Genomic DNA, 16126 nt, shown 5'->3' on the forward strand with positions numbered 1-16126 from the left:
GAGAAAAGTAGCGACTTATGTCGGGCTGCTTACACTGCGATCGAAGACGATACTGGCGATTGCACCATTGGCATCGGTACGCGGCCTTATCGATACATCCCAGCCATAGAGTTCGCATAAACGCCGTACGATCGCCAGCCCCAGACCGGCACCGCTTCCGCCTGCACCTTCCCCACGCACACCGCGCTGGAACAGCCGCTCAGCGTCTTCGGGCTTGATGCCGGGGCCGGTGTCGATCACCTCGATACAGCCTTTTTCCACCTGCACGGTGACACGACCTTCTAGTGTGTATTTGATGGCGTTGCCGATCAGGTTGGTCAGTGCCACGGACAATACCGATGCGGGGGCATTCACGCTGACGGACTGCTTTTCGATCAGTTCGATCTCGACAGGCTTGTCGCGCAGTTGCGGACGCTGACTTTCGATGACGTCGGAAGCAACTTTTGCGACTTCGGTGGTTTCGCCGCGTGTCGGTCCACGACGCTCGGCGCGAGACAGTAACAACAGGGCTTCGATCAGTTCAGTGGCTTGACGCGAAGCACGCTCGATACGCTTCAAGCGCTCGCGTAGCTTGTCGGTGAGATCAGGCGAACCTTGCAGCAGTTCAGTGGTACTGGAAATGACCGCCAGCGGCGTACGCAGTTCGTGACTGACGTCGGAATTGAATTCGCGATCGCGCTCCACCATGGCGGTGAGGCGCGTGGAGTATTCATCGAGTGCTTGCGCCAGTTCGCCTACCTCGTCGTCGGCAAAGTGGGGAGCCAGCGGTTCGGCCCGACCGGTCTTGCGGAAATCGCGCAGGCGCTGCGCCAGTTCGCTCACTGGTTTGAGTACCTTGCGCGACAACCATAAACCAATCGCCAGCGAAAGCAGGCTGAACAAGATGACCGCTGCGCTCAGCGCAGTAATCAGCTGACGTTTGCCCAGGTCCTCACGACTGATGTCGTAGCGCTCGAAACCGATCACACCATCCTTGCGTCGCACCGCCAGCTTGTAGTGTTTGGTGCGGCCGTCGGCGTCCACGTCATACATGTCGTGAACGCCGGTATCGAGGTTCTGCCAGTCCAAGCGCATCTTGTAGAGCGTGCGATCGCTCTTGATCCAAGCCTCGACCAACTCAGATTGCTGGGGTTGATTGGCGAGAGCTCTATCAACTGCCTGATCGACATCGCCTTGCAACGCCGCCGCGACAAGCTGGTCTTCAACCTTTGCACGCACATATAGCGAGGCCACAGCAAACAACGCGCTGAGGCCGAATCCAAACAGCGCGAATGAAACGATAAGGCGAAACCGTAACTTACGCCTGGACTGCATCCGGATCGACCATGCGGTAACCGATGCCGTGTCTGGTGTGGATCAACGCCTTTTCGAATGGCTTGTCGATCGCGGCACGCAGGCCGTGGATGTGGACGCGCAGGCTATCGCTGTCGGGCAGTTCCTCACCCCACACCTTCTGCTCAAGATCCTGGCGCGTGACCACCGAAGGGCTGGCTTCCATCAGCGCCTGCAACAGCTTCAGGCCGATCGGATTGAGCTGGATGGCTTTGCCCTCGCGCGTAACCGTAAGGGTGTCCAGGTTGTAGGTAAGGTCGGCAACCTTGAGCACCCGGCTCTGCGGACCTTTGCCGCGACGCGCCAGTACTTCCAGGCGGGCGGCCAGTTCCTGCAGGGCGAAGGGCTTGGTCATGTAGTCGTCGGCGCCGGATTCGAAGCCGGTGAGCTTCTGCTCCAAGGCATCGCGGGCGGTCAGCATCAACACTGGCGTCTGCTTGTGGGCCTCGTGGCGCAGTTTGCGGGCCACATCCAGGCCGTCCATGCCCGGCAGGGTCAGGTCGAGCACGATGACGTCGAAGTCGTGGACCACCGCCAAATGCAGGCCGGTGACGCCATCTCCGGCGAAATCCACCACATGGCCACGATCTTCCAGGTAGTCGCCGATATTCGTTGCAATATCGCTGTTGTCTTCAATCACCAGAACGCGCATGCGTCTCTCCCGCTACGCAGCCGGCACACGGGCCGCAGGAGGCTCAAGCTTAACGATTGCGCGCCGCAAATGTTAAGCGGAATGCTGAACGGGCGTTTCGGCCCGGGCAGCGGACAAAGAAAAAGCCCGGACGCTACGACCTTAGGTCGCCGCATCCGGGCTGAAGCTACTGCCCCGATACCGTCGTCTGCTGTCACCGGACCTTGCGATTGAAGTGGCGAGCAAACAAACAGTGGAGCCTTTATAGGGGTGGGGGGGTTACGCGACAGTTAACCCGTACTCACTACGCGGTTAATGGTCAAAAACGGGTTCATCGCTAGGTCATTTTTTTGACCTGTCTCCGTTTTTACGCTCCTTTTGCTTTGTACCCTTCCCCGCATGCTGTTCAAGGTATTTGATGATTTCCTCGGAAACATTGACCGCTGTCGCCGCCTCAATGCCCTCCAGGCCAGGGGAAGCGTTCACTTCCAATATCAGCGGGCCGCGGTTGGAGCGCAGCAGGTCGACACCAGCAATCCCTAAGCCCAATGCCTGCGCCGCGCTCACCGCGATGCGCTCCTCGTCGGGTGACAGCTTGGCTGCCACCGCCGTGCCGCCACGGTGCAGGTTGGCGCGAAACTCGCCCGGCTCCGCCTCGCGCTGCATCGCTGCCACCACTCGACCGCCGACGACGAAACAGCGCAGATCGCAGCCCTTCGCCTCGGCAATGAATTCCTGCACCAGGAAGTTGGCGTAGAGACCGCGGAACGCCTCCACCACGCTTTGCGAAGCACTGCGCTTTTCAGCGAGCACCACGCCGGTGCCCTGGCTACCTTCATTGAGCTTGATGACGTGCGGCGGTGGCCCAAGCATCTCCAACACGTCGGTGGTGTCGTCCGGGTTATCCCCGAAGACCGTCACCGGCATGTCCAGCCCCTTGGCGGAAAGAATCTGCAGGCAGCGCAGCTTGTCGCGCGCGCGCAGCACGGCATCAGAGGAATTGGGGGTGTAGACACCCATCATTTCCAGCTGGCGCAACACCGCCGTGCCGTAAAAGGTGCTGGAAGTGCCAATGCGCGGAATGGTCGCATCGATATCGTGCAGCGCCTTGCCCTTGTAGCGAATTTCCACCTCGCCCGGCGCGATGCGCACGTAGCAGCGCAATGGATCGAGCACACGCACTACGTGGCCGCGTTCGCGCGCCACTTCAATAAGACGCTGTGTCGAATACAGGCGCGCGTTGCGCGACAGGATGGCGATCTTCATGGTTTGTCCACCATCGTGTGTGCAGGTTTGGGCAAGGTGTAGGAAAGTGCGGGATTGACGAGAAAGCGTCCGACCAGCGCCGTACGCCCCAATAGCATGGGGAATAGCATGTGTCGGCGATCGGTCAGATTCATGTCAACCTCAAAGCGTTGGCCAGCAAGCATGACTTCCGTGCGAATGAACCAGCGCTCGCTGCGACCGCCACCGGTATCCACCACCACACGCCGATCGCACGCTGGCGCCTCGCAGTGCACCTGATTGCCGGAGCGCCTGCCAGGCCCGACCATGAAGCGCAACCAGGTGTCGCCATCACGTGTGAAGGTTTCCAATTCATCAACGTGCAGCGAACTGCTGCGCGCACCGGTATCCAGCTTGACTTTGAGCGTAGCGATGCCGAACTGGGGCAATGCCAGCCGCTCCCGCCAACCGAGGGTAATCACGTCCGCCATGTCAGCTCACGCTGTTGGGTTTGGAAGGTCTCGGTGGGGAACCGTAGGGAGTCTGGAGCGGGTGAAGGGAATCGAACCCTCGTCAGTAGCTTGGGAAGCTACAGCTCTACCATTGAGCTACACCCGCAACGTAAAGGATGCTCGGTTCCATTCTGCGTGGGCGGCATGATCTTCAAAAGGCCCGCAGGGTGTGTTGCGTGGCGCAGAGAAGGCTACTGCCTTTTCAAGACGCGCGGCACAGCTTGCGGGCCTTTTGAACATCACCCTTTGGGCTGTATCTGTCTGTCCGCATACCTTCGGCCCATCGTCTCGACAAACGACCAGTTTGCCTTCGCCGATGGTCCTGTGGCCTGCGCACGGACAGATACAGTGACGCCCACGCAGAATGGAACCGAGCATCCTTGACGATGGTAACCGGCCAATGCGGCTTTGGGAATCCTGGAAAGCTGCAGCCCCACGTTCAGACAACGGTGCGTGAACCGGAGATGGCGGCGGGCTGAATCGGGGTGTATGGCGATGCTTATGGCAGATGCCGAGCGTGACTTGTCGTGTCCATAATCGGCTCGCAGTCACGGACGCTAACGGAAGCGCGACCGTTTCGCGCGACACGACAGGGAGCGATCCATGCGCGTGTTTCATGCTTCCCCTTTGCGCAGCTGGCAGATCTTGTTTGCCCTGCTGTTACTGATCGGCGCGGGCTGCGTCCATGCCCAATCCGCCGATGACCAGGGCAACGATGCCGGCGATCCGCCGTCGCGTGTGGCTGGCTTGGCCTACGTCGACGGCGACCTCGGCCTGATGCCGGCTGGCAGCACCACCTGGACCTCCGCCGACCTCAATCGACCACTGACCAACGGTGACAAGCTGTCCAGCGGACCCGGCGGCAGAGCCGAGCTGGATCTTGGCGGCGCCGCACTGCGTATCAGTGGCCAGACCGATATCGGCATCCTCAACCTCAATGGACAGACTGGCCAATTCGAGCTGACCCAAGGTTCGCTCAACATCAGCGTGCGCAGCATCGATCAGGGTTCGACCTATGAGATCGACACGCCAACCCTCGCCCTAGTGATCGATCAGCCCGGCAACTACCGCGTCGACGTTCCGGCTGACGGCAGCTCCACCACGGTGGGTGTCAACGATGGCCTGGCGACCGTTTACGGCGAGAACAACGCGCAACGCGAAGTATTCAGTGGCCGGCGTTACCAATTCACCGGCTCTGCGCTGACCGACGTCATGGTCAGCGATATCACCAGCAGCGATGCCTTCGACTTGTGGTGCAACGATCGTGATACCCAGGAAGGCAACGACGCCAGCGCCCAATACGTTTCCAACGACATGGTCGGCAGCGACGATCTCGACGGCTGGGGCAGCTGGGAGGAAGACGAAGATTACGGTTCCATCTGGTACCCGGTGAACGTGGTCGCCGGCTGGGCGCCGTACCGCTTTGGTCACTGGGTATGGGTCTGGCCGTGGGGCTGGACCTGGGTGGATGACCTGCCCTGGGGTTTCGCGCCCTATCACTATGGCCGTTGGGCTTTCATCCATCACCGCTGGGGCTGGATTCCGGGGCCGCGTCACGCGCGCCCGATCTACGCGCCGGCGCTGGTCGCCTTCGTGGGCGGTGGCAAGGACCATCCGGTCGGGTGGTTCCCGCTCGGGCCGCATGATGTCTACAACCCTTGGTATCGCGCCTCGCGCAACTACTACACCAGCGTGAATCTCGCCAATATCGGCCCTGGCCGTTATGCCGACCAGACCCACCTGATCGACACGCTGCACAACCAATACAGCGTTTATCAGAGCGGCCGTGGCGTGCCCGGTGCCAGCTACGCCTACCGCAATACGCCCGAAGCATTGACCGCGGTGTCCGCGCAGGCCTTTGCCAGCGCCAGCAGCGTGCGAAACAGTCAGGTTCACTTGAACGCGCAGCAACTGGCTTCTGCATCACTCATCTGGCCCACTGATTTGCAACGTCCGGCCAGCACCAGCTTCGGCCAGCCCCGCCTGATTGATGCACGCCCCTTGCCTTCGGCGGGATTCAATCGCCAAGTGGTAGCGGTCGGCCGCCCATCGGCAGCCGTGGCGGCCACGGCATCGGTCCACGCCGGCCAGCCGGCTTCCCATGTTCGCGTGTTGAATGTGCGTCCGAACGCACCCGTCATCAGCCATGACCAAGTGGTGGGCAATGCCGAAGTGGTGCGGTCATCGCGCGTTGCGGCACCGCCACCTTCCCAGCCAATGCCGGAACAAACCGAGGCGCAGCCGGCCATGCTGCCGCAAGTACCGCACTTTCAGCCTGCGCAACAGGTCCAGTCCGTTGAGCAGGTTGAACGCTATCAGCCGGCAACCCGCACTTACACGCCACGCGAGGAGGATCCGGTGCAGCAACGCTTCGACACGGCCGAGCGCTCGCATCAGTACGTGCCCGAGCAGCGGCCGCCGAGCGCCAATCCGTCTTATGAGTCGTATGCACGACCCGATGCCGTAAGGCCTGAATCGCAGGGCCGCTCCTCCTCGCCGGAAACGCATGCTGAAAACGCACCACGGCCACACGCAAGCGCGCCGGCACCCGCCCGCAACGAAGGACATTGATCCGGCAGATCGGCACCTGCCCGGCCAACCGCCGCGCAGGTGCCGCTACAATAGGCCGATGCAGATCATCTTGAATGGCCACCCGCACGACTGCGGCGATGGCACCACCGTCACCCAATTGCTCCACGAAGCCGGCTACGGCGGACGCCGCGTCGCAGTGGAGGTCAACCAGGAAATCGTGCCACGCAGCGTCCACGATGGACATGCGTTGCGCGATGGCGACCGAGTGGAGATCGTCCACGCCATTGGCGGCGGCTGATCCATTCCCCTTCCCCCTGCACGCACCCGGCGCATCCCCATGAATATCAAAACGCTCGACCGCACCGATCCACTGATCATTGCTGGCAAAAGCTATGGCTCGCGCCTGCTGACCGGCACCGGCAAGTACAAAGATCTCGACGAAACGCGACGCGCCACCCAGGCTGCCGGCGCCGAAATCGTCACCGCCGCCATCCGCCGCGTGAATCTGGGCCAGGATCCCAACGCGCCGAACCTGCTCGACGCGCTGCCGCCGCATGAATTCACCCTGCTGCCCAACACCGCCGGTTGCTACAACGCCGTCGACGCCGTGCGTACCTGCAAGCTGGCGCGTGAACTGTTGGATGGCCACAAGCTGGTGAAGCTGGAAGTGCTGGGCGACGAACGCACCCTGTTCCCGGATGTGGTGGAAACGCTGAAAGCCGCCGAGCAACTCGTCGCCGACGGCTTCGACGTGATGGTGTACACCAGCGATGATCCGATCCTCGCCCGCAAGCTCGAAGAGATCGGCTGCGTGGCCGTGATGCCGTTGGCTGCCCCGATCGGCTCAGGACTCGGTATCCAGAACAAGTACAACCTGCTGGAAATCATCGAAAACGCCAAGGTGCCGATCATCGTCGATGCAGGCGTGGGTACCGCGTCCGACGCAGCGATTGCCATGGAACTTGGCTGCGACGGCGTGCTGATGAACACCGCCATTGCCGGCGCCAAGGATCCGGTGCTGATGGCGCACGCGATGAAGCTGGCAGTGGAAGCAGGCCGCGCCGCGTTCCGCGCTGGCCGCATTCCGCGCAAGCGATTTGCGTCGGCATCCAGCCCGATCGATGGCACCATTGGCTAAGCGCTTTGCTTCCTCTCCCCTCCGGGGAGAGGATTGAGGTGAGGGGTCAAGGCTCGCCCAAGACTGCAAAAGAACCACGCTTCGATCCAACTTCAACGCAAGATTGTCCCCTCACCCCAACCCTCTCCCCGGAGGGGAGAGGGAGCAAACATTTCGCATGACCAACTCTTCTGACAACGACAATCCCGAATACATGCGCCGCATCCGCAGCTTCGTGCTGCGCGAGGGCCGCATGACGCCGGCTCAGCAACGCGCCTTCGACGACCACTGGGCCCGTTTCGGCATCGACCACACCGGCACCGCGCATAATTTCGATGCGCGCTTCGGCCGCCATGCTCCACGCGTGCTGGAGATTGGTTTCGGCAATGGCGAAGCCTTGGCATGGGCGAGTGAGCACGATCTGTCACGCGACTACATCGGCGTGGAAGTGCACGGCCCGGGCGTGGGGCGCCTGATGAATGCCCTGGCTGCACGCGATGCGGCGAACGTGCGCATCTACAAGCACGATGCCGTCGAAGTGCTGGAGCAGGAGATTCCGGCAAGCACACTGGCCGAGGCTCGCATCTGGTTTCCCGACCCTTGGCACAAGAAGCGGCACAACAAGCGACGCATCATCCAGCCCGAGTTCGTGGCCATGCTCGCCACGCGTATGGCGCCCGACGGACTGCTGCACCTGGCTACCGACTGGGAGCCCTATGCGCAGCACATGCTGGAAGTGATGGAAGCCGCGCCGGATTGGCGCAATGCGGTCGGTCCCGGCCAATACGCCGAAAAACCCGATTGGCGCATCGAGACGCACTTCGAACGTCGTGGCCTGAAGCTCGGGCATGGCGTATGGGATCTGCTCTACCGCAAAGTCTGAGTCCCACGTAGGCTGGGTTATCACAGCGTAACCCAACCTATCCACCGGGCAGACTGACCCGCTTTCGAACAGAAAGGCATCTACCGAGCCTGTAATGCGGCATCGGTTCACCAGTCCAGCACCCCACACGCTTATACTTTCCCGTCAAACAGGGAAGAGTCACCGCGTGAAGCAACTGCTGCCCTACATCCAGCTTTGCCCAACGCCCATAGCGCCTGCCTATGGCCATGCTGCGGTGCGCGGACATCGGATACAGGCTCGCAAGGACGATCGATAGTGGCGCTGACCCTCACTCCCGAAATGATCCTGGTACTGGGGCTGGTGTGCTTCACCATGCTCATGCTGGTACTGGAGTGGATCCGCGCCGACATGGTGGCGCTGCTTGTCGTGGTGGTCATCGGCCTTACCGGCCTGATTCCGTCAGATCGCGTCTTCAACGGCTTTGCGGGTAACGCGGTGATTGCGATCATCGCGATCATGATCATGGGCGCGGGACTGGATCGCGCCGGCGTGCTTGGTCTTACCGCACAGTTCGTGATGCGCATGGCGCGTGGTAAGGAATCGCGACTGGGAGTGGTGATCAACGCCGTTACCAGTCTGTTCAGCGCGGTCATTCCCAGCCAAGCGCTAGCCGCGCTGATGATTCCGGTGACCAGCCGACTGTCCGCCCGCACCGGCGTGCCGATTTCGCGATTGCTGTTGCCGATGGCGTTCTGCATCCTCACCGCCACCAACACGACGCTGATCGCGAACTCGCCGCTGATCGTGCTCAACGATCTGATCGCCAGCGCCAACGCCAACCTGCCGCCAGGCGCGCAGACGGTGCCCAAGTTCGGCTTGTTCAGCGTGACGCCGGTCGGCCTTGCGTTGGCAGCTGCGGGCATCTTGTTCTTCTACCTCTTCACCAACAAGCTTCTGCCGGAGCGCGAAGACGAACGGCAGAAAGTGACGCCGGGCCGTACGGAAAGCTACTTCGCCGAGACCTATGGCATCGTCGGTGAAACCGCCGAACTCACCGTGACCGCGGAAAGTCCGCTGGTCGGCATGAGCATCGGCGAAGTGGAGCAACTGCACGGTGCGCCGCTGATCCTGGCGATCAAGAGTGGCAACGAAGCACGCATGGCACCACCTGCTGATCAAGTGATCTGGGTCGGCTCAGTGCTGGGCGTGCTCGGTCCGCGCGATGAGGTCAATCGCTTCGCCAACAACCAGCTGTGCAAGGTATCGCCGCGCATGCGGCAATTGGGCGAATTGTTCAATCCCACCCGCGCGGGTATTTCCGAAGCGGTGATCCCGCCGAGTTCGCGCTTCCTGAAGCAATCGGTGGGCGATCTGCGCTTGCGCAAGCGCTATGGCATTTCAGTGCTGGCGGTAACGCGCGGCGATCATGTGTATCGCGACGATCTGCGTGCCGTAAGCCTGCGCACTGGCGACACACTGGTACTGCATTCAAGCTGGAAAGCACTGCAGGAAGTATCCGAAGACAAAGACCTGGTCGTCGTGACGGATATTCCGCGCGAAGAGCAGCGCCCCAACAAGATCTGGCTGGCGGTGGGCTTCTTCCTGCTGGCGAAAGGTCTGGCGCTGTTCACCAACCTCGACCTTTCTGTCGCAATGATGACGGGTGCCATCGGCATGCTGCTTAGCGGCGTGCTGAACATGGATGAAGCCTACAAAGCGGTGAACTGGAAAACGATTTTCGTTACGGCATGCCTGATTCCATTGGGCTGGTCGATGGACTCCACCGGCACCGCCGCCTGGCTGGCGCAGGAAGTGTTGCTGCATCTTGGTCATGCTTCACCATGGGTGCTGCAGGCCTCGCTGGCGATTCTCACGCTGCTGTTTTCACAAGTGATGTCAAATGTGGGCGCCACCGTGATGATGGTGCCGGTGGCGATCAGCGTGGCGGTGGCGACTGGCGGAAATCCGTCTGCTTACGCGCTGATCGTCGCAGTGTCCTCGTCCAACACGTTCCTGCTGAGCTCTGGACATCCGGCGCTGATGATGGTCACCGGCCCCGGTGATTACAGCAGCAGGGATTTCCTGCGCGCCGGTGTTCCGCTCACGTTCATCGTGTTGGTGATCACTATGATCGCCATCAATTTGATGTACCGCTGAACATTGGTGCCCTACTGACAGCTTGTCTATCCCGAGCAAAGCATCCGTGATAACCCACCCCAGCGATCCCCGTCTTGCGATCATCGGACTCGGCTACGTCGGCTTGCCACTTGCCGCAGAATTTGGCCGATTCTTCGACACATTAGGCTACGACATCGACGCAGCACGCGTGGACGCACTCAAACGCGGTACAGACAGCAATCAAGAAACGACAGCTGAGGAACTCGCAGCAGCGAAACAGCTACGCTTCAGTACCGATGTCGAAGCCTTGCGTGATCGCAATGTCTTCATCATCACCGTGCCGACGCCGGTGGATGAGCACAAACGCCCGGACTTCACGCCACTGATCCGCGCCAGCAAGATGATCGGCGGCGTCTTGAAGCAAGGCGATGTGGTGATCTACGAATCCACCGTATATCCCGGCGCCACCGAAGAAATCTGCGTACCCGAACTCGAACGCGCTTCAGGTTTGCGCTTCAACCACGATTTCACTGTCGGCTACAGTCCGGAACGCATTAACCCTGGCGACAAGCTGCGTCGGCTCACCACCATTCCCAAGATCACCTCCGGCTCCACGCCGGATACGGCGGATTTTGTTGATGCACTGTATGCGCGCATCATCACCGCCGGCACGCACAAAGCGTCGAGCCTGAAAGTGGCCGAAGCCGCCAAGGTGATCGAGAACACGCAGCGCGACGCCAATATCGCGTTGATCAATGAATTCGCGCTGATCTTCCACCGGCTCGGGATCGACACACAGGATGTGTTGGCCGCTGCCGGAACGAAATGGAATTTTCTGCCCTTTCAGCCCGGATTGGTCGGCGGCCATTGCATCGGCGTGGATCCGTATTACCTGATCCAGAAAGCGCAATCGACCGGCTACTACCCGGACATTTTGTTGGCTTGTCGCCGCATCAATGATGCGATGGGACAGCATGTCGCCAGCGAAGTGATCAAGTTGATGGTTGGCCAGGGTCACGCGATTCGTGGCAGTCGCGTGCTGGTGCTCGGACTTACCTTCAAGGAAAACTGCCCGGATCTGCGCAACACGCGCGTGGTGGATCTGGTGCGTGAACTGGAAAGCTATGGCGCGTCGGTCGATGTGTACGACCCTTGGGCCGATGCTGACGAAGCGCACCAGAATTACGACCTGACACTGCTATCCAAGGTCGAAGCATACGGCGACTATGCTGCCGTGGTGCTGGCCGTGGCGCACCAGCAGTTCAAACCAGGCGGTGCTTACGACGTGCGCGCACTGGCCATGCCCAACGGCGTCGTTTACGACATCAAGGGCGTGCTGCCCAAAGAACAGGTCGACGCGCGGCTTTGATCACACGCCATTAAGCATGGCCGAGTACGACCTCGCCCTGTTCCACCCGCACCGGCACGCCACGCAGGCTTTCGCCCTTGCACGGACCACCGATGCATTCGCCGTTATCCACGTTGAAGCTGGCGCCATGCGCTGCGCAAACCAGCATGCCCTTCGAAATCAGGAATTTACCCGGCGCCCAGTCCAATCGGCGGCCGGCGTGCGGGCAGATATTCAGCCAGGCGTGCACGCGCTCGTCCTGCCGCAGCAGGATGACGCTTTCCTCGCCTTCGGGCAGGAGCACGTCCACGGCGATCGCCTCGCCATTGATCATGTCATCGAGCCGGCACAGGCGGCGGGGAGAGGTGGCTGTATCCATCGGCACTTGCCTTCAAGGCCATTCGGCCTCATCGTTACACACGTAAGTCATTGATTTTACCACACGGATTTTTAACATGCGCATCGTTCTTCCGCTGATGCACCGTCGTCGCAACCCGCTCGTCCAAGCATTGTCGCTGTTGCTGGGTCTGTTCGTCATCGGCGTGCTGATGGTGTTCGGGCTGGTCGTGGCGGGTGTGCTGATGGTTGGCGGGGCGCTGTGGCTGGTGTGGCGCCAGTGGAAGCGCGGCAGTGCGCTGCCTGCTGCTCGCGAGGCGCGTGATCCCGAGGTGCTGGAAGGCGAGTATGTCGTCATCCGCAGTTCGCGGCCTGTTACTCATCATTGAATCCGGTAAAGAAAACGCAAGATTCGGATAGCTGCCACGGCACGCCGGACCTAAGCTCGATGGCAACCTCCCCTGGATGCCGCCATGCGCAACTCCCTCGCCACGCTTGAAGCCCCGCTGGAACACGTCCGTGCGCTGATCGAGCGCGCGACGGAAGCGCCGTCCCTCACCGCTCTGGCCAGCGCCGCCCGACTTAGCCCCAGTCATCTGCAGCGCGCGTTTCGCCGCCGCTATGGCATGAGTCCGGCCGAATATCATCGCGCACGCCGCTTCGGCCAGTTCAAGACTGCCTTGCGAAAAGGCGCTGCCGTGGCCGATGCGGTGTACGACGCGGGTTTTGGTTCCGGCAGCCGCGTTTACGAACACACCAATCGCCTGCTTGGCATGACGCCGGCCAGTTACCGTGCCGGCGGCGCGGGCGCCGACATCCATTACACAACCATCAACACGCCGTTGGGACAACTGCTGGTCGCTGCAACCGCCAAAGGCATCTGCGCCGTCACGCTCGGCGCCAGCGATAAAGAATTGGAACAGCGTCTGGCCGACGAATTTCCGAAGGCCACACGCGAACGCGTCGACAACGGCCGTGAGGAATGGCTCGATGCCGTCATCGCCCGCATCGCCAGCGAACTGGGATGGAGCGATCGCGAAGCGCCGGACATGCCACCGATCGACGTAGCGGCCACCGCGTTCCAGTGGCGCGTGTGGGAAGCATTGACTCGCATCCCGGCCGGTACCACCAAGAGCTATGGCGAACTCGCCGCGGAAATCGGCAAGCCCGGTGCAGCCCGCGCCATCGGTCAGGCCTGCGGCAGTAATCGTCTGGCATTGCTGGTGCCCTGTCATCGCATCGTTCGCGAGGATGGCGCGCTGGGTGGTTGGCGCTGGGGCGTGGAACGAAAGCGTGCCCTTCTTGCACAGGAAGAGCAGCAGCACGGGGCAAGTAACACGCCGCGCAAGAAGCGGTAGAAGCACTAGCGTTCACGGCTTACCCCGAAAGCCAGCATAAAGGCACAGCCCTCATGCTCCTCGTCCCGGCGCAGGCCGGGACGACAGGTAGGGATTGCTCGCTCGCAAACGGCTCGACGTTTGCCACTGATTCAACCCAGCCTTGCAATGTCTGCGCTACTTCGCGGACATCCCTTGCGGCTATCTTATGTAACCCAAGTGCAGACACACCGATGACTGACTCCGCCGCCAACACCCTCGCCACGCCATCGCAAGAAAAGAGCCATGCGGGCAACTGGGTGCCGTTGTCGATGTTCGCGCTGTACATCATCTGGGGCTCGACCTACCTCGGCATTCGCGTTGCGTTGCAGAGCTACCCACCCTTCCTGCTGGCAGGCATTCGATTCGCCGTTGCCAGTCTGCTGATGCTCGGCTATCTGCGTTGGCGCGGCGTGCCCATGCCCACCGCACGCCAATGGCGTAATGCAGCGATTACCGGCGTGCTTCTGCTCGGCATGGGCAATGGCTTGGTCTGCTTTGCAGAAGAAAGCGTCAGCTCAGGCATCTCTGCCGTCGTGGTGGCGACCATGCCGCTGTTCGCTGCGATCTTTACCGGCCTGTACGGCGAATGGCCCACACGCGGTGAAACACTGGGCCTGATGATTGGTTTTATCGGCGTGATCGTGCTGAATCTCGGCAGCGCGTTGACCGCTTCACATCTGGGCGCTGCGGCCTTGCTGGTCGCATCCATGGCGTGGGCATTCGGCTCAGTGTGGAGCCGTCGCCAGGACATGCCGACAGGCATGATGAATACCTGCGCGCAGATGCTATGCGGCAGCGTCGCCTTGCTTACTGCCGGGTGGTTGAGTGGTGAAAAGCTGCCGACCAGCCCGACTTTGCACGCAACTCTCGCTGCCGCTTATCTGGTGGTGTTCGGATCGCTTATCGCTTTCAGCGCTTACTTATATGTGCTCAAACACGCGCGTCCGGCGTTCGCCACCAGCTACGCATACGTCAACCCACCGGTTGCAGTGTTGTTTGGCGTGCTGCTACTGGGCGAAAAAGTTGGCCCATTCGATCTGGGAGGCATGGCAGTCATCCTGGTTGGCGTCGTCATCATCACGCTGGCGCGCCAACGACGAGCTCATTGACGGATGACCGGTCCGCAGCGTTGCGGAACAACTCCCTGTCATGTCGACAGTCGATTATTGATAAACCACCGTAACCGTCGCCACTGAACTGACACTTCCGGCGCTTACCGACCCTACACGCCAGTAACCCGCACGCAACGCAATCACGGCCCCGTTATTGACGACAGGAACGGTACGCGTGTTGTTGGTGCCGTTTGCACCGATGTTCAAACCATCGGCCGATTCCAGCTCCACCGCTGCGCCCTTCGCACTGCCCGTGTTGAGGAAACGCAAAGGATCACTGGTATCTGGCGTCCCTCCAAACACGAATGTCGCGCCGGTCATTCCCGGTGCACAGTTCTGGAGGGTGAGATTGAATGTTTGAAAATTACCCGAGCCGTACACGTTAAGCACACTGGCATCGATGGGATCGAACACGATGGTGCGATCGTCGTCCCCCACCGCCCACTGACAGGTGCCCGGATCGATTTCGCCAGTCATGTCGAACTGCGTTTGCGCAACAGCCGTGCCGGCATGCGCTGCCGACACGACGATCCCCATGACAAGTAGGAGCTTGCGCAACATGTGCATTCAACCTTACTGGTAGGTAACGCCAAGGGTAACGGTGGCTGTACCCGCGCCGGTTTTGCTCAAGGCACCGGTCTGGTGGAACTGTGCCGTAATTGGGTGAGTACCGCTGGTGCCAGGATTGTTGATCTGAATGGGAGTTGCGCCGCTCGGCGGAAGAACCGCGCCCGAGGCATTTGTATCTCTCAACTCAAAGGGTGCACCCGGCAGACCGCTGTCCCAAAAGTTGGCATTGCCGCCGGTGGTCTTGTCTGCCGTACCGGTAAACTTAAACGTAATGGACTGCATGCCCGCTGCGCAGTTGGAATAACTGATATTGATGGGTGCAACAAACCCAGACTGGTAACTGCCAGTGAACAGGTTCGCATTGAAGGTACCCACATTCAGCGGGTTGCCGCTGTTGACCGCAATGGTGCAGGTACCGGCTGTAATGTTGCCGGTGATGTTGAAGGTGGTTTGAGCCTGTGCAAACGAAGCGACGCACAACAAGCCCGTCGCAATAGCGAGTTTCAAAGTAAATGTACGCATGACAATGTCCAATTGCTGGTGAAATCAGTTGTAAGTGAAGTTGATGGTGATGGGCACGTTGATGCTGCCTGCGGTAACAGCTCCGGTCGTTTTGTAGAAATGCGCCCACATGTTGAACGTATTCGTCAACTGGGTCGGATCGACACCATTCCAGTTAATGGAGCTATTTGGCCATATTTGTGTCGATTGGCCGTTGTACAGCAGCTCGATAGCTACGCCTCGAACCGCAGATCCACTGTTCACGGACCATAAGTGGTTGTTCGAAGTGTCGGCTGTACCTGAGAAATAGAGATGAATGGTGTTGATGCCTAACAAGCACCCTGTCGCAACGAGTGGAATCTGCACCGTAGGTGTTGACGTATTGGTATTGAAAGACGTATTTGGATAGGTACCTATGTTCGTGCTGTTTCCACCATTGACAGAAAAATTGCAGGTTGGCACGAGGAACTGACCATTGAAATTAATAGTCAAATCTGTCGAAAAAGCAGGTGTTGACTGCAACGTCATCGCTGCGAATAAAGCCCACGTTGAGTACTTATATTTCATATC

17 protein-coding genes and 1 tRNA gene are annotated in these 16126 nt (G+C 60.3%); 9 read left to right on the forward strand and 9 right to left on the reverse strand.

From position 1 onward, the window contains the following. Window positions 1-15: 15 nt before the first annotated feature. From ISN74_RS15445 to ISN74_RS15465, 5 genes are all read right to left on the reverse strand, one after another. Entirely contained in the window at window positions 16-1314 is a 1299-nt protein-coding gene (locus tag ISN74_RS15445) for a sensor histidine kinase (protein WP_188800062.1), read from the reverse strand. After that, window positions 1298-1984 (reverse strand): response regulator transcription factor, encoded by a 687-nt coding sequence (locus tag ISN74_RS15450; protein WP_188800063.1) that lies wholly within the window; start codon window positions 1982-1984, stop codon window positions 1298-1300. Before ISN74_RS15450 ends, ISN74_RS15445 begins: the two co-directional genes overlap by 17 nt. Before the next feature lie 321 nt (window positions 1985-2305). Further along, window positions 2306-3229 carry a 30S ribosomal protein S6--L-glutamate ligase gene (rimK, locus tag ISN74_RS15455; RefSeq protein WP_188800064.1) on the reverse strand — a complete coding sequence of 308 codons (924 nt, stop codon included), beginning with the start codon at window positions 3227-3229 and terminating at the stop codon, window positions 2306-2308. Then, on the reverse strand, window positions 3226-3678 hold the full coding sequence (locus ISN74_RS15460; protein WP_188800065.1) for an ATP-dependent zinc protease family protein: 453 nt from the start codon (window positions 3676-3678) through the stop codon (window positions 3226-3228). Before ISN74_RS15460 ends, rimK begins: the two co-directional genes overlap by 4 nt. Before the next feature lie 53 nt (window positions 3679-3731). Next, a tRNA-Gly gene (locus ISN74_RS15465) sits at window positions 3732-3805 on the reverse strand. Window positions 3806-4302: 497 nt separating this feature from the next. Between ISN74_RS15465 and ISN74_RS15470 the strand changes: the two genes are divergently transcribed. The 6 genes from ISN74_RS15470 (at window position 4303) to ISN74_RS15495 (ending at window position 11679) form a co-directional block, all read left to right on the forward strand. Further along, window positions 4303-6270: a DUF6600 domain-containing protein gene (locus ISN74_RS15470; RefSeq protein WP_188800066.1), complete on the forward strand. Its 1968-nt coding sequence runs from the start codon at window positions 4303-4305 to the stop codon at window positions 6268-6270. 58 nt (window positions 6271-6328) lie between these two features. After that, window positions 6329-6529 carry a sulfur carrier protein ThiS gene (thiS, locus tag ISN74_RS15475; RefSeq protein WP_188800067.1) on the forward strand — a complete coding sequence of 67 codons (201 nt, stop codon included), beginning with the start codon at window positions 6329-6331 and terminating at the stop codon, window positions 6527-6529. A gap of 39 nt (window positions 6530-6568) precedes the next feature. Beyond that, window positions 6569-7369: a thiazole synthase gene (locus ISN74_RS15480; protein WP_188800068.1), complete on the forward strand. Its 801-nt coding sequence runs from the start codon at window positions 6569-6571 to the stop codon at window positions 7367-7369. A 157-nt stretch (window positions 7370-7526) separates the two neighbouring features. Continuing rightward, the gene (gene trmB, locus ISN74_RS15485; RefSeq protein ID WP_188800069.1) at window positions 7527-8231 is read left to right on the forward strand and encodes a tRNA (guanosine(46)-N7)-methyltransferase TrmB; all 705 of its coding nucleotides are present in this window, start codon (window positions 7527-7529) and stop codon (window positions 8229-8231) included. Window positions 8232-8531: 300 nt separating this feature from the next. Beyond that, window positions 8532-10349, forward strand: a complete 1818-nt coding sequence (locus ISN74_RS15490) for an SLC13 family permease (RefSeq protein ID WP_188800696.1) — start codon at window positions 8532-8534, stop codon at window positions 10347-10349. Window positions 10350-10398: 49 nt separating this feature from the next. After that, window positions 10399-11679 (forward strand): nucleotide sugar dehydrogenase, encoded by a 1281-nt coding sequence (locus tag ISN74_RS15495; RefSeq protein WP_188800698.1) that lies wholly within the window; start codon window positions 10399-10401, stop codon window positions 11677-11679. A 10-nt stretch (window positions 11680-11689) separates the two neighbouring features. Here ISN74_RS15495 and ISN74_RS15500 read toward each other — a convergent pair whose 3' ends face one another. Further along, complete coding sequence (locus ISN74_RS15500; protein ID WP_188800070.1) at window positions 11690-12037, reverse strand: Rieske (2Fe-2S) protein; 348 nt, start codon at window positions 12035-12037, stop codon at window positions 11690-11692. A gap of 76 nt (window positions 12038-12113) precedes the next feature. Here ISN74_RS15500 and ISN74_RS15505 point away from each other — a divergent pair, with 76 nt between their 5' ends. From ISN74_RS15505 to yedA, 3 genes are all read left to right on the forward strand, one after another. After that, window positions 12114-12383 carry a hypothetical protein gene (locus ISN74_RS15505; protein WP_188800071.1) on the forward strand — a complete coding sequence of 90 codons (270 nt, stop codon included), beginning with the start codon at window positions 12114-12116 and terminating at the stop codon, window positions 12381-12383. Window positions 12384-12467: 84 nt separating this feature from the next. Continuing rightward, window positions 12468-13352 carry a methylated-DNA--[protein]-cysteine S-methyltransferase gene (locus ISN74_RS15510; RefSeq protein WP_188800072.1) on the forward strand — a complete coding sequence of 295 codons (885 nt, stop codon included), beginning with the start codon at window positions 12468-12470 and terminating at the stop codon, window positions 13350-13352. 212 nt (window positions 13353-13564) lie between these two features. Further along, window positions 13565-14482: a drug/metabolite exporter YedA gene (gene yedA, locus ISN74_RS15515; RefSeq protein ID WP_188800073.1), complete on the forward strand. Its 918-nt coding sequence runs from the start codon at window positions 13565-13567 to the stop codon at window positions 14480-14482. Window positions 14483-14536: 54 nt separating this feature from the next. Here the strand turns inward: yedA and ISN74_RS15520 are convergent, their stop codons facing one another. The 3 genes from ISN74_RS15520 to ISN74_RS15530 are packed head-to-tail and all read right to left on the reverse strand — an operon-like array spanning window position 14537 to window position 16123. Beyond that, window positions 14537-15046, reverse strand: coding sequence for a fimbrial protein (locus tag ISN74_RS15520; RefSeq protein WP_188800074.1), 510 nt, complete (start codon window positions 15044-15046; stop codon window positions 14537-14539). A 12-nt stretch (window positions 15047-15058) separates the two neighbouring features. Beyond that, window positions 15059-15577: a fimbrial protein gene (locus tag ISN74_RS15525; protein ID WP_188800075.1), complete on the reverse strand. Its 519-nt coding sequence runs from the start codon at window positions 15575-15577 to the stop codon at window positions 15059-15061. A gap of 24 nt (window positions 15578-15601) precedes the next feature. Further along, complete coding sequence (locus tag ISN74_RS15530; RefSeq protein ID WP_188800076.1) at window positions 15602-16123, reverse strand: fimbrial protein; 522 nt, start codon at window positions 16121-16123, stop codon at window positions 15602-15604. Between the last annotated feature and the right edge of the window lie 3 nt (window positions 16124-16126).

The organism is Dyella caseinilytica (genome assembly GCF_016865235.1).
In the GTDB taxonomy this organism is placed as follows: Bacteria; Pseudomonadota; Gammaproteobacteria; order Xanthomonadales; family Rhodanobacteraceae; genus Dyella_B; species Dyella_B caseinilytica.

Bases quoted from the DNA above. Each gene is read 5' to 3' on its own strand.
- ISN74_RS15445 (WP_188800062.1), bottom strand. From the start codon at position 1,314: ATGCAGTCCAGGCGTAAGTTACGGTTTCGCCTTATCGTTTCATTCGCG.
- ISN74_RS15450 (WP_188800063.1), bottom strand. From the start codon at position 1,984: ATGCGCGTTCTGGTGATTGAAGACAACAGCGATATTGCAACGAATATC.
- rimK (WP_188800064.1), bottom strand. From the start codon at position 3,229: ATGAAGATCGCCATCCTGTCGCGCAACGCGCGCCTGTATTCGACACAG.
- ISN74_RS15460 (WP_188800065.1), bottom strand. From the start codon at position 3,678: ATGGCGGACGTGATTACCCTCGGTTGGCGGGAGCGGCTGGCATTGCCC.
- ISN74_RS15470 (WP_188800066.1), top strand. From the start codon at position 4,303: ATGCGCGTGTTTCATGCTTCCCCTTTGCGCAGCTGGCAGATCTTGTTT.
- thiS (WP_188800067.1), top strand. From the start codon at position 6,329: ATGCAGATCATCTTGAATGGCCACCCGCACGACTGCGGCGATGGCACC.
- ISN74_RS15480 (WP_188800068.1), top strand. From the start codon at position 6,569: ATGAATATCAAAACGCTCGACCGCACCGATCCACTGATCATTGCTGGC.
- trmB (WP_188800069.1), top strand. From the start codon at position 7,527: ATGACCAACTCTTCTGACAACGACAATCCCGAATACATGCGCCGCATC.
- ISN74_RS15490 (WP_188800696.1), top strand. From the start codon at position 8,532: ATGATCCTGGTACTGGGGCTGGTGTGCTTCACCATGCTCATGCTGGTA.
- ISN74_RS15500 (WP_188800070.1), bottom strand. From the start codon at position 12,037: ATGGATACAGCCACCTCTCCCCGCCGCCTGTGCCGGCTCGATGACATG.
- ISN74_RS15505 (WP_188800071.1), top strand. From the start codon at position 12,114: ATGCGCATCGTTCTTCCGCTGATGCACCGTCGTCGCAACCCGCTCGTC.
- ISN74_RS15510 (WP_188800072.1), top strand. From the start codon at position 12,468: ATGCGCAACTCCCTCGCCACGCTTGAAGCCCCGCTGGAACACGTCCGT.
- yedA (WP_188800073.1), top strand. From the start codon at position 13,565: ATGACTGACTCCGCCGCCAACACCCTCGCCACGCCATCGCAAGAAAAG.
- ISN74_RS15520 (WP_188800074.1), bottom strand. From the start codon at position 15,046: ATGTTGCGCAAGCTCCTACTTGTCATGGGGATCGTCGTGTCGGCAGCG.
- ISN74_RS15525 (WP_188800075.1), bottom strand. From the start codon at position 15,577: ATGCGTACATTTACTTTGAAACTCGCTATTGCGACGGGCTTGTTGTGC.
- ISN74_RS15530 (WP_188800076.1), bottom strand. From the start codon at position 16,123: ATGAAATATAAGTACTCAACGTGGGCTTTATTCGCAGCGATGACGTTG.